General features: G+C 66.4%; 12 protein-coding genes. 6 read left to right on the top strand and 6 right to left on the bottom strand.

Annotated features, from left to right (window positions below):
• Nucleotides 1-133 precede the first annotated feature (133 nt).
• From NLR35_RS31075 to NLR35_RS31055, 5 genes are all read right to left on the bottom strand, one after another.
• Nucleotides 134-1,054, bottom strand: a complete 921-nt coding sequence (locus NLR35_RS31075) for a polyphosphate kinase 2 family protein (protein ID WP_257170357.1) — start codon at nt 1,052-1,054, stop codon at nt 134-136.
• Nucleotides 1,051-1,767 (bottom strand): NUDIX hydrolase, encoded by a 717-nt coding sequence (locus NLR35_RS31070; protein WP_257170356.1) that lies wholly within the window; start codon nt 1,765-1,767, stop codon nt 1,051-1,053. The genes NLR35_RS31075 and NLR35_RS31070 overlap by 4 nt, the downstream gene beginning before the upstream one ends.
• A 3-nt stretch (nt 1,768-1,770) precedes the next feature.
• Nucleotides 1,771-2,784 (bottom strand): ABC transporter substrate-binding protein, encoded by a 1,014-nt coding sequence (locus NLR35_RS31065; protein ID WP_257170355.1) that lies wholly within the window; start codon nt 2,782-2,784, stop codon nt 1,771-1,773.
• Nucleotides 2,785-3,192: 408 nt separating this feature from the next.
• A complete protein-coding gene (locus NLR35_RS31060) occupies nt 3,193-3,978 on the bottom strand; it encodes an ABC transporter permease (RefSeq protein ID WP_257170354.1) in 786 nt (261 codons plus the stop codon).
• Nucleotides 3,978-4,790: an ABC transporter ATP-binding protein gene (locus NLR35_RS31055; RefSeq protein ID WP_257170353.1), complete on the bottom strand. Its 813-nt coding sequence runs from the start codon at nt 4,788-4,790 to the stop codon at nt 3,978-3,980. Before NLR35_RS31055 ends, NLR35_RS31060 begins: the two co-directional genes overlap by 1 nt.
• A gap of 116 nt (nt 4,791-4,906) precedes the next feature.
• On the opposite strand from NLR35_RS31055, the gene NLR35_RS31050 reads away from it, so the two are divergent.
• Both NLR35_RS31050 and NLR35_RS31045 read left to right on the top strand, forming a co-directional pair.
• Entirely contained in the window at nt 4,907-5,692 is a 786-nt protein-coding gene (locus tag NLR35_RS31050) for an ATP-binding cassette domain-containing protein (RefSeq protein ID WP_257170352.1), read from the top strand.
• Nucleotides 5,689-7,245: an ABC transporter permease/substrate-binding protein gene (locus tag NLR35_RS31045; RefSeq protein ID WP_257170351.1), complete on the top strand. Its 1,557-nt coding sequence runs from the start codon at nt 5,689-5,691 to the stop codon at nt 7,243-7,245. Before NLR35_RS31050 ends, NLR35_RS31045 begins: the two co-directional genes overlap by 4 nt.
• A 148-nt stretch (nt 7,246-7,393) precedes the next feature.
• Here the strand turns inward: NLR35_RS31045 and NLR35_RS31040 are convergent, their stop codons facing one another.
• Complete coding sequence (locus NLR35_RS31040) at nt 7,394-7,789, bottom strand: rhodanese-like domain-containing protein (protein WP_257170350.1); 396 nt, start codon at nt 7,787-7,789, stop codon at nt 7,394-7,396.
• Nucleotides 7,790-7,965: 176 nt separating this feature from the next.
• On the opposite strand from NLR35_RS31040, the gene NLR35_RS31035 reads away from it, so the two are divergent.
• From NLR35_RS31035 to NLR35_RS31020, 4 genes are all read left to right on the top strand, one after another.
• A complete protein-coding gene (locus NLR35_RS31035; protein WP_257170349.1) occupies nt 7,966-8,847 on the top strand; it encodes an IclR family transcriptional regulator in 882 nt (293 codons plus the stop codon).
• A 15-nt stretch (nt 8,848-8,862) separates the two neighbouring features.
• Nucleotides 8,863-10,059 carry a CaiB/BaiF CoA-transferase family protein gene (locus tag NLR35_RS31030; RefSeq protein WP_257170348.1) on the top strand — a complete coding sequence of 399 codons (1,197 nt, stop codon included), beginning with the start codon at nt 8,863-8,865 and terminating at the stop codon, nt 10,057-10,059.
• A gap of 84 nt (nt 10,060-10,143) precedes the next feature.
• Nucleotides 10,144-11,130, top strand: a complete 987-nt coding sequence (locus tag NLR35_RS31025; protein ID WP_257170347.1) for a tripartite tricarboxylate transporter substrate binding protein — start codon at nt 10,144-10,146, stop codon at nt 11,128-11,130.
• Between the two features lie 34 nt (nt 11,131-11,164).
• A complete protein-coding gene (locus NLR35_RS31020; protein ID WP_257170346.1) occupies nt 11,165-12,385 on the top strand; it encodes an ABC transporter substrate-binding protein in 1,221 nt (406 codons plus the stop codon).
• The last annotated feature ends 22 nt before the right edge of the window (nt 12,386-12,407 follow it).

Here is a 12,407-nt window from a genome sequence, read left to right as displayed (position 1 = left end):
ATGGCCGGGCTTGACCCGGCCATCCAGCTTCTTGAATGGCTTCATGAGCGGATGGATGCCCGGGTCAAGCCCGGGCATGACGAGTTAAGCAGCGCTGCCGAATGGTGAGAGATGCGGCTGGTGCTGAGCGCCCTCAGTCCTTCTTCCCGCTTTTGCCCTCGTTCTCCAGCGCCTTGCGCACCGCCTTGAACTCGGCCAGCGAGGCCGGGTCGACGCGTGGGAAATGCAGGTCGAGGCTTTCGAGCGCGGCGACGATGGTCGAGCCGATGACGACGCGGGCGAACCATTTGTGGTCGGCCGGCACCACGTGCCATGGCGCATAGGGCGTCGAGGTGTGGCGCACGATGTCCTGATAGACGGCCTGGTAGCGCTGCCACTTGGCGCGCTCGGTGACGTCGCCCATCGAGAACTTCCAGTTCTTCGCCGGCTGCTCGAGCCGGTCGAGGAAGCGCTCGCGCTGCTCCTCCTTGGAGATGTTGAGGAAGAACTTCAGGATCACCGTGCCGTTGCGCGTAAGGTAGCGCTCGAAGGCGGAGATGTCCTCGAAGCGCTCGCGCCAGATGTTCTTGGTGACGAGCTTTGGCGGCAGCTTCTCGGCTTTCAGGACTTCCGGATGCACGCGCGTGACCAGGCATTCCTCATAGTAGGAACGGTCGAAGATGCCGATGCGGCCGCGCTCGGGCAGCGCAAGCACCGTGCGCCACATGAAGTCGTGATCGAGCTCCTTGGAGGTCGGCTGCTTGAACGAGGTCACCTCGCAGCCCTGCGGATTGACGCCCTCGAAGATGCTCTTGATCGCGCTATCCTTGCCCGAGGCGTCCATGCCCTGCAGCAGCACCAGCACCGACCAGCGGTCCTGCGCGTACAACTTCTCCTGGAAGTCGGAGAGCCGCTTGCGGTTCTCCTCGATGATCGCCTCGCCCTGCTCCTTGTCGAGCCCGCCCTTCACCTTGGTCTTGTGCGACTTGAGATGAAACTTGTGCCCGCCGTCGATCCGGAACGGCGAGATGTAGGCGTCGAGCTCGGTGGCAAGCGTGCGGGCTTTCTTGCTCATGCGGAAGGCTCTCCGGCGCTGAACTGGGTTTCGAGAAAGGCGGTGACGAAACGCGGCATCGCCGCCGTCAGATCGTCCCTGCTTCGAACCAGCCGGACGCCTGCAAGTTCCGGCTCGTCCTGCGCGGCGAGATTCGCTTCGATGCGACGCTGCAGGACCTCCCCGGTCTCGGCCGCGTCGAGCACGCGCATCAGGGCAATCGTGGCGCCGGTGACGACGCAGTCCCAATGCGCCGAGGCGCGATAGTCCGCCGGCGTCAGCCCGGTCTCCTCCTCGACCTCGCGCGCGACATTGGACGCAAGATCGAGCGTGCCGCCATCGACGTCGTCGAGATCGGGCGTGCCGGCCGGGAAATACAGCCGCCCGGCATTGGCGGTGTGCGCGCCCATCTCGCCGAGCACGAACGCACCGTCGGCGGAGCGCAGCGCGCCCATGCCGAAGCCGTTGAAGGCGGTGCGGTCCGGAAAGCCCCAGTCGCGCCACGCCAGCAGGCTTGCGAAGTCGGTCTCGAAGTAGCTCGCCGAGAACTGCCCGTCAGCGAAGCGCGCGTCGCGTCCGAGCAGGATGCGTCCATTCCAGAGGCCGGGCTTCTCGCGCTGCCGCTCGGCGAAATGCGCCGCGATGTCATCGCGGCGCTCATGCGCGAACGGCCAGTCCCACGGCTCGACCTTGAGGTCGAGCGCGGTGACGCGATGGATGACGACCTCGGTCATCCCTTATTTCGCGCCCTTCGCCTGCTCGACGAACTTGTTGGTGAAGGTCTTGCTGACGTCGATATTGGCCTTGGCGACATCAGGCGAGCCGGTCGAGAACACCGCCAGCACGGCCTCGGCGCCCTTCGGGTCCATCTTGCCGGTCTGCGAATACATCGGAATGGTGTTCTTCAGCGCGGCCAGATACAGCGCCTTGTCCTTGCCGACCAGCTCCTCCGGCATCTTGGCCATGATCTCCTCCGGCGTATGCGCGTGGATCCAGGCGATGGTCGCAAGGATGGCGTTCGTCAGGGCCTGCGTCTCCTTCTCATGGCCGGCGATCCAGGCGACCGTCGAATACAGCGCGCCGCCGGGATACTCGCCGCCGAACACCTCCAGCGTGTCGTGCTGGGTGCGGGTGTCGGAGAGAATCTTGAGGTCCGGATAGGCGCCCTGCAGCACCGTCACCGACGGATCGAGCATGACTGCCGCGTCGATCTGGCCCTGCTGCATGGCCGCGACCGCGGTGGCGCCGAGGCCGACGCCGATCACCGCAGTGCCTGCGGGATCGAGACCGTTCTTCTTAAGCATGTACTTCAGGAAGAAGTCGGTCGAGGAGCCCGGCGCGCTGACGCCGACCTTCTTGCCGGCGAGATCCTTGATCGAGTTGATCTCCTTGTTGTGCGACGGCGCCACGACGAGCACCAGGCCGGGATAGCGGTCGTACACCACGAACGACTGCATCTCCTGCTTCTTGGCGGCGAGATTGACGCAATGGTCGAAATAGCCGGAGACCACATCGGCGCTGCCGCCGAGCACGGCCTTCAGCGCATCCGAGCCGCCCTTGAGATCGACCAGCTCGACGTCGAGCCCGGCCTTCTCATACTCGCCGAGCTGCTTGGCCAGCACCGTCGGCAGATAGCACAGGCAGGCGCCGCCGCCGACTGCGATGGTGACCTTGTTTGCCGCGCTGGCGAGCCCAGTGCTGAGCGTGAGCGCCAGCAGCGCGCCGGTGACCCGGCCGATGATCTTGTTCATGTTGTTTCCTCCGTTCGTGTTGTCGATCAGACTAGGCCTGTGCGGTGGAGTTGAGAAGGCGGCCAGATCCTCCGCTGTCGTCCCTGCGAACGCAGGGACCCATACCGCGTGATGCCGCGGTGGAATAACACTGGTCGTCCCGCTGCCTCAAACCACTCCCTGGGGTTATGGGTCCCCGCGTTCGCGGGGACGACAGCGGAGGGTGTCGAAGCACCGAGTCCGATGGCGTCATTCGCGCATCGGCCGGCCACAACCTCCGCCGTCGTCCCGGCGAACGGAGGGACCCATACCGCGTGATCTCGCGGTGAGAAAAGACTGGTCCTCCCGCCTGCCCCAAACCGCTCCCTGGGGTTATGGGTCCCCGCGTTCGCGGGGACGACAGCGGAGGGTGGCGTGAGAGCACTGCCCTCATCGCCCATCCGCCGCATCCGGCCGCCACACCAAGAGCCGCCGTTCCACCAGCGTGACGCAGATGTCGATCAGGATGACGAAGGCCGACAGCACGAACATGCCGGCGAACACGCCGGCGACGTCGAACACGCCTTCGGCCTGCTGGATGAGGTAGCCGAGGCCGGCAGCCGAGCCGAGATATTCGCCGACGACGGCGCCGACCACGGCGAAGCCGACGGAGGTGTGCAGCGAGGAGAACATCCAGGACAGCGCCGACGGCCAATAGACATGGCGCATCAGCTGGCGCTCGCTCATGCCCAGCATGCGCGCGTTGTCGCGCACCACGGTCGAGACCTCCTTCACGCCCTGATAGACGTTGAAGAAGACGATGAAGAACACGAGCGTGACGCCGAGCGCGACCTTGGACCAGATCCCGAGGCCCAGCCACAGCGTGAAGATCGGCGCCAGCACCACGCGCGGCAGCGCGTTGGCCATCTTGACGTAGGGATCGAACACTGCGGCGACCAGCGGCTTGCGCGCGAACCAGAAGCCGACCAGCACGCCGCCGAGCGAGCCGATCGCGAAGGCCAGGATGGACTCCCACAAGGTGATCGCGAGATGCTTCCAGATCGCGCCGGTCGAGAACCATTTGACGACCTGGCTGAAGACGTCGACCGGGTTGGAGAAGAAGAACGGCGGCAGCAGAATGCGGCCGAACACCGGCACGGTGGCGAAGAACTGCCACAAGGCAATGGCGACGATCGCGACCAGCAATTGCAGCGCGAGCAGACCGAGGCGCGACATCACACCGCCTCCGCCTGCTTGTAGGTCTTCTCGACCTCGGCCTTCAGCGTCTGCCAGATCTCGCGATGCAGCTCGTGGAACTCGTGCTTCATGCGCACCTCGAAGATGTCGCGCGGGCGCGGCAGGGTCACGCGCCAATCGCCGATGATGCGCGAGGCCGGTCCCGCCGACATGATGACGACGCGGTCGGCGAGCGCGATCGCCTCTTCCAGGTCATGGGTCACGAACAGCACCGCTTTGCGGTCGGCGTTCCAGAGATCGAGCAGAAGATTGCCCATGATCTGCCGGGTCTGCGCGTCCAGCGGACCGAACGGCTCGTCCATCAGGATGATCCGGGGATTGCGGATCAAGACCTGGGCGAGGCCGACGCGCTTGCGCTGGCCGCCGGAGAGCATGTGCGGATAGCGATTGCCGAAGGCGCCGAGGCCGACCGAGGTGAGCCATTGCTGCGCCTTGACGGCGGCCTCGGCGGCCGGCGTGCCCGCGACCACGAGCCCGATCGCGACATTCTCCAGTGCGGTCTTCCAAGGAAACAGCGCATCGGCCTGGAACAGGTAGCCGGCCTCGCGATTGAGGCCTGCCAGCGGCTGGCCGAAGATGCGGACACTGCCGGCCGCCGGCTTGAGCAGGCCGGCCGCGACGTTGAGCAAAGTGGACTTGCCGCAGCCGGTCGGCCCGACGATGGCGACGAACTCGCCGTCGGCGACGGCGAGATCGGCCGTCTCCACGGCGGTGTAGGTGCGGCCGCCGGCGAGACGGAATGCCACCGTCGTTCGCTCCAGCGACACCGCGGCGGCCGTTGACTGCGTCACGTCCAAGTTCCTCCCCGAAAATGGCCCGGACGGCTTAGCCGCTTGCGCCGTGAAGTTCAACGCAGCCCTCGGACGTGCTAGGTCTGGAGCCGAGGCCCCTCGCCCCGAAAGGCCGCATGCCGCGTACGCCCCTCATCACCTATGATCGTGTCCGCAAGACTTTCCCCGGTCCGGTGGTCGCGGTGGACGACGTCTCGCTCGATATCGCCGAGGGCGAGTTCCTGGCGATCGTCGGCGGCTCCGGCTCGGGCAAGACGACGCTGCTGCGGCTGACCAACCGACTGATCGCGCTGGACGGTGGCACGATCCGCATCGGCGGCGAGGACATCGGCGGCCTCGAGCCGGTCGCCCTGCGACGGCGCATCGGCAATGTGTTCCAGAACGGCGCGCTGTTTCCACACATGACGGTTGCGGCCAATGTCGGCATCACGCCGAGGCTGCTGGGCACGCCGGCCAACGAGATTGCCCCCCGCGTCGACGAGTTGCTCGACCTCGTGCAGCTCGATCGCAAGGCCTATCGCGACCGCTTACCCGACGAGCTCTCGGGCGGCCAGCGCCAGCGCGTCGGCGTCGCCCGCGCGCTTGCCGCCAAGCCCCGGATCGTGCTGATGGACGAGCCGTTCGGCGCCCTCGATCCGCTGACGCGCGATGCGCTCGGTCACGACTATCGCGCGCTGCATGACAAGCTCGGACTGACCACGCTGATGATCACCCACGACATCACCGAGGCCCTGCTGCTGGCCGACCGCATTGCGGTGATGCGGACGGGCCGCCTGGTCGAGGTCGGCACGGCCGCGGAGCTTGCGGCCAGCCGCGAGCCCTACGTGACGGAGCTGATGTCGACACCGCGGCGCCAGGCCGCGCGGCTCGCTGCGCTGCTGCCCGAAAGCGGCGCCGCATGAGCCTGTTGTCAGATCCGCGCTTTGCCGAGGCGCTGTCGCATCTCGCCGACTATCTCGGCAGTCATCTGCGCGTCAGCATCGCCGCGCTGGCGCTCGGCCTTGTGATAAGCTTTCCATTGGCGCTGCTCGCGCGCAACAGACCGTCGTTGCGCAATCTGCTGCTCGGCCTCGCCAGCGTGGTGCAGACCGTGCCCGGTCTGGCGCTGCTCGCACTGTTCTACCCGCTGCTGCTGGCGCTGGCCGCGCTGAGCCTGCGCTGGTTCGGGCTGTCGTTCTCCGCATTCGGGTTCCTGCCGGCGGTGCTGGCGCTGGCGCTGTATTCGATGCTGCCGGTGCTGCGCAACACCATCACCGGACTGAATGGCGTCGACGCCGGCCTGATCGAGGCCGCCAAGGGCGTCGGCATGACCGAGCGCCAGGCACTGACGATGGTCGAGCTGCCGCTCGCTCTGCCGGTGATCATGGCCGGCATCCGCACCGCCGCGGTGTGGGTCATCGGCACCGCGACCTTGTCGACGCCGATCGGCCAGACCTCGCTCGGCAACTACATCTTTGCGGGACTGCAGACCCAGAACTGGGTGCTGGTCGTATTCGGCTGCGTCGCCGCGGCCTTGCTGGCGCTCGCGGTCGATCAGTTGCTGGCGCTGATCGAGCATGGGCTGCGCACGCGCAGCCGTGCCCGCGTCGGGCTTGGGACGGCAACGATCGCGTTGATGGTCGGCGCCAGCCTGCTGCCCTCGCTCGCCGGCACATCCGCGCGCTACGTCATCGGCGCAAAGACCTTCACCGAGCAGTATGTGCTGTCGGCGCTGATCAGCGAGCGGCTGCAGGCGGCAGGGCTCTCGGCCACGTCGCGCGCCGGGCTCGGCTCGAGCGTGATCTATGAGGCGCTGAGGAACGGCGACATCGATGCCTATGTCGATTATTCCGGCACGTTGTGGGCCAATCAGTTTCATCACCAGGAACAGCTGCCGCGCGAAGCCCTGCTCGCAGCACTCAAGCAGGATCTCGCCAAGGACAAGGTCATCCTGCTCGGCGAGCTCGGCTTCGAGAACGCCTATGCGCTGGTGATGCCGCGCAAGAAGGCCGAAGCGCTCGGCATCCGTTCGATCGAAGACCTCGCACGCCATACCGCGCAGATGTCGATCGCCGGCGACTACGAGTTCTTCTCGCGTCCCGAATGGGCCGCCTTACGCGACGCCTACGGCCTCACCTTCCGCGCCCAGCGCCAGATGCAGCCGGACTTCATGTACGCCGCGGTCGCCTCCGGCGAGGTCGAAATCATCGCCGGCTACACCAGCGACGGGCTGATCGCGAAATACGATCTCGTCGTGCTCGACGATCCCAAGCATGCGATCCCGCCTTACGATGCCATCCTGCTGCTGTCGCCGAAGCGCAGCGACGATCGCGCGCTGCAGGACGCCTTGCGCCCCCTGCTCGGCCGCATCGACATCGCGACGATGCAGCAGGCCAATCTGCGCGCCTCCGGCAGCGACGCGGAGTCCTCGCCGCAGGCGGTGGCGCGCTGGCTGTGGAGCAAGATTGCGAAGTAAGCCCCGCTGCCTCAGCGTGTCATTGCGAGCGTAGCGAAGCAATCCAGGGGCTAAAATGCACATCGTCTGTGCTGCCCCTGGATCGCTTCGCTACGCTCGCGATGACGGCGGTGGTTGGAGCAGGCTTTCGCCTCACCATTCACACAAGCTACATCCCCGGCTCGATCGGCTTCTCGACCGCGCCGCCGCTCTCGGCCCAATCCTTGAACGCGCCGACATTGAAGACCTTGTCGTAGCCGAGATCCTTCAGCGTCTTTCCCGACAGCGCCGAGCGGCCGCCGGACGCGCAATACAGGATGATGCTCTTGTCCTTCGTAAAGGCCTTGTCGTGATACGGCGAGTCCGGGTCGGCGCGGAATTCGAGCATGCCGCGCGAGACGTGGTGAGCGCCTTCGATCTTGCCGCTCTTCTCGACCTCCGGCGCATCGCGCACGTCGAGCACCAGCGTGTTGCCCTTGGCGATCATCGCCTGCGCCTCGGCCGGCGTGATCTTCGGCACCGCGGCGTTGGCGGCTTCCATCATCTGCTTGACTGAGGTCGGCATCGATTTCCTCCCGGACGTTAAGGTGGACAGCGGTAGCGGGCCGGCCGCTCTCCCACAACCCTCGATCAGGGGACAGATGGAATGTCGACACTGGGCTGATGTCCACATAGTGGACGAAATATGATATATTCGACAAACATATGGACTCATCCACCGTCATCGGCCATGCTTGATCCATGACCGCCGTCTCACGATCCTCTCTCCCCAGCCGCGATCGCGCCGTCGAAACGATGCTGGCCGACAGCGCCAGCGATGCCGCGTTTGCCACCACGCTGGCCAAAGGCCTGTTCGTGCTGGAGGCGTTCGGGATGGGATCGGCGGTGCTCGGCAACATGGACATCTCGATCCGCACCGGGATTCCGCGGCCGACGGTCGCCCGGCTGACGCACACGCTCGCCGAGCTCGGCTATCTCTCGTTCGATCAGGCGCTCGCGAAATATCGCCTCGGGATTCGCGCGCTGCGGATGGCGCATCCGCTGCTTGCCGACATGCCGTTCCGGCAGGTCGCGCGGCCGCTGATGCAGGATCTCGCCGCGAGCGTGCGCGGCACGGTGTCGATCGGCCTGCTCGATGGCAGCTCCGTCGTGTATGTGGAGACGGCGCGCTCCGGCGACGTCGGTCCGCATGTTCCCGACATCGGCATGCCGATCACCGTGCTCGCGACAGCGATGGGGCGCGCCGCCTCGTCGATCCTGCCGCCGCATGAGGCCGCTCGTTTCGACGCGCAGCTCGCCGCCGGCGATGCCGAGCAATGGAGCGATTTTTCCGCACTCTATTTCGGCGGCATCGCGCAATGCGCGGAGCGCGGCTTCTGCACTTGCGTCGGCGAGTACATGCCTGCGATCCACGCGGTCGCCGCGCCGCTGCACTATGCGGCGAGCTCCGGCCGCGCCTTCGCGATCAATTGCGGCATTCCCGCCTTCCGCCTGCAGCCCGGCCAGCTCGAGGCCGAGATCGGTCCGCGCATCACCGCGCTCGCGGCCAGCATTCGCGCGCTCATCAACGAGGCCGAGCCCAAGGTCAGCAGGCGCACGCCGATGCCGGCGCACGCGGGCTGAGAGGCACAGAACGCCATGGCCGGGCCGCTCGCAGGTTTGCAGGTTCTCGACATCGCGACGATCATCGCCGCGCCGTTCGCCGCCACGCTGCTCGCCGATTACGGGGCCGATGTTCTCAAGATCGAGATGCCGGGCCAGGGCGACGGCGTCCGCACCTTCCCGCCGTTCAAGGACGGCAAGCCGCTATGGTGGAAGACCGCCAATCGCAACAAGAGCTTTGCCACGCTCGATTTACGCACGCCTGACGGGCTTGCGCTGTTCAAGCGGCTGCTGCCACGCTTCGACGTGCTGATCGAGAACTTCCGTCCCGGCACGCTCGACCGCTGGGGATTGTCGAAGGAGGTGCTGTGGTCGATCCAGCCGCGCCTCGTCATCCTGCGCGCCACAGCCTTCGGCCAGGACGGACCGTACCGGGACCGCCCGGGCTTTGCCCGCATCTTCGAGGCGATGGGCGGGCTCACCTACATCACCGGCGAAGCGGATGGCGAGCCGACCCATCCCGGCTATCCGATCGGCGATGCCATCGGCGGCGCATTCGGTGCTCTCGGCGTGCTGGCCGCATTGTGGAAACGCGCTGGTGATCCCAACGCGCCGGGCGAGGAGATCGACCTCTCGCTGACGGAGGCGGTGTTCCGCCTGCTCGACGTGCTGCCGGTCGAGCACGACCAGCTCGGCTTCAGCCGCAGCCGGATCGGCAATGCCAACGGCTATTCGGCGCCCGCCGCCGTCTATCGCACCCGCGATGATCGCTGGGTGACCCTGGCCGGTTCGACCAACGCGCTCTACGCCGCCAACTGCCGCGCCATCGATCGCCCCGATCTGATCGACGATCCGCGCTTCGCCGACAACACCTCCCGCGTGAGGCACGCCGACGAGCTCAACGCGATCTTCGCGGCCTGGTGCGCCGCGCGCGATCTGGATGACGTCCTCGCCCGCTTCACCGCGGCGAAGGGAACGATCGCGCCGATCTACGCCATCGACCAGATCGCCGCCGATCCGCAGGCCGTGGCGCGCGAGATGATCACGCGCGTGCCCGATCGCGATTTCGGCTCGGTCGCGATGTCGAACGTCGTGCCGCGCTTCGGCAACGATGCCACGGCGCTGCGCCATACCGCCGGCGATGTCGGCCAGGACAACCGCGCGGTCTACCAGGGCTGGCTCGGACTATCAGACCAGGAGATGGACGATCTCGCCCGCAGGAAGGTGATCTGACGCGGCGCGGGCAATGACGACAAGGCGCGGCAAACAACGCGCCGGAGCAGCCCAGATGGGATGCGGCAGACAGGGAGATGCGTGATGAGCTCATCGAGGATGACGCGCCGCGGCCTGCTCGGCGCAGGCGCCGCGTTGGCGCTGGGATATGGCCATCGCGCCCGCGCCCAGGGCGACTGGCCGACCCGCATGGTCCGGCTGATCTGTCCCTATGGCGCAGGCGGCGCCAGCGATATCTCGCTGCGCATCCTCGCCGCCGAGTTCGAGCACCATCTCGGCCAGCAGTTCATCATCGAGAACAAGCCGGGCGCCGGCAGCCGCATTGCTAACGACGTCGTCGCCCGCGCCGCGCCCGACGGCTACACCCTACTCTACGCCGCCGCGCCCTATGTCACCGCCGAAGCGCTGTTCGGCAAGCTGACCTACGATCCCGTCAAGGACCTGCGGCCCGTCGCCGGCACCATCGTCGCGCCGATCTTCCTGATGATCAGCGCGACGGCGCCGTTCAAGACGCTGGCCGAGCTGATCGCCTACGGCAAGTCCAAGCCGGAAGGTCTCACCTTCGCCTCGCCGGGCGCCGGCTCGCAGCCGCACCTTGCGGCCGAGCTGCTGTTCCGCGATGCCAAGGTGACCGGGCTCAATATTCCCTTCCGCGGCGACTCCATGGCCTACACCGAGCTGCTCGCCGGTCGCGTCGATGCGACGCTGACCGCGATCAGCACGGCGCTGCCCTACATCCAGGCCGGCCAGTTCCGCGTGCTCGGCGTCGCCTCGGCCGAGCCGAGCCCGATCTATCCGCAGGCGCCGACGCTGCGCGAGCAGGGCTTGCCGAACGTGGTCGCGTCGGGCTGGTACGGCTTCATGGCGCCGGGCGCGACGCCGCAGCCGATCGTCGACCGGCTGTCGCGCGAGATCCTCGCCGATCTCGCCGCCCCCGAGGTGAAGCAGAAGCTGATCGCACAAGGCCTCGACGTGCAGCCGCGCGATCCCGCGGCGTTCGGCCAGTTCATCGCCGATGAGACCAAGAAATGGAGCGCCGTGATCCGCGACGCCGCCATCAAGGCCGAATGAGTTTTACAACAAAGTCGTTAGGGAGTTGACCGTCATGAGGACTGGATTTGCGGCGCTGGCCGCCTTCGCGCTGCTGCTTGCATCGACCGCGCCGGGATTGGGCGCGGAGAAGAAGTACGACACCGGCGCCAGCGACGGCGAGATCAAGGTCGGCCAGACCGTGCCGCTGAGCGGCCCGGCCTCGGCCTATGCCACCATCGGCAAGGCGCAAGCCGCCTATATGAAGATGGTCAACGACCAGGGCGGCGTGAACGGCCGCAAGATCAACCTGATCCAGTATGACGACGCCTACTCGCCGCCGAAGACGGTCGAGCAGGTGCGCAAGCTGGTCGAGAGCGACGAGGTGCTGTTGACGTTCCAGATCATCGGCACTGCGCCGAACGTCGCCGTGCAGAAATATCTCAACACGAAGAAGGTGCCGCAGCTGTTCGCGGCCACCGGCGCCTCGCGCTTCACCGATCCCAAGAACTTCCCCTGGACGATGGGATTCAATCCCAGCTACGTCGTCGAGGGCCGCATCTACGGCCAATACATTCTCAAGACCCATCCCGACGCCAAGATCGGCGTGCTCTACCAGAACGACGATCTCGGCCGCGACTATCTCGCCGGCCTCAAGGCCGGGCTCGGCGACAAGGCGAGCAAGATGATCGTGGCTGAATCCTCGTACGAGATCACCGAGCCGACGATCGATTCGCATATCCTCAAGCTGAAGGACGCCGGCGCCGACCTGCTGTTCAGCGCCTCCACGCCGAAGCAGGCGGCGCAGGCGATCAAGAAGGTCGCCGAGCTCGGCTGGAAGCCGGTCCACATCGTCGACATCAATGCCAATTCGCTGGGCGCGACGCTGAAGCCGGCGGGGCTGGAGAACGCCAAGGGCCTGATCAGCGTCGGCTACGTCAAGGATCCGCTCGAGGAGGCGTTCAAGAGCGACCCGGGCGTGCAGCGCTATCTCGCCTTCATGGAGAAATATTACCCAGACGGCGACAAGGGCTCGAACTTCAACGTCTATGGCTACATCACCGCCGAGCTGCTGGTCCAGGTGCTGAAGCAATGCGGCGACGAGCTGACGCGCGACAATGTGCTGAAGCAGGCCACGCATCTCGACCATGTCGAGCTCGGCATGCTGCTGCCGGGCATCAGCATCACGACGTCGCCGACCGACTATCGCGTCAACAAGCAGCTGCAGATGATCCAGTTCGACGGCGCGCACTGGCAGAACATCGGCGGCATCGTCACCGATGCGGCTGCGGAGTAGCCGGAGCGCAGGCATCCGCCCT

The organism is Bradyrhizobium sp. SRS-191 (genome assembly GCF_024586915.1).
Classification (GTDB): domain Bacteria; phylum Pseudomonadota; class Alphaproteobacteria; order Rhizobiales; family Xanthobacteraceae; genus Bradyrhizobium.
The sequence above is the reverse complement of the archived record's forward strand: the minus strand, read 5'-3'. Positions and strand labels throughout refer to the sequence as shown.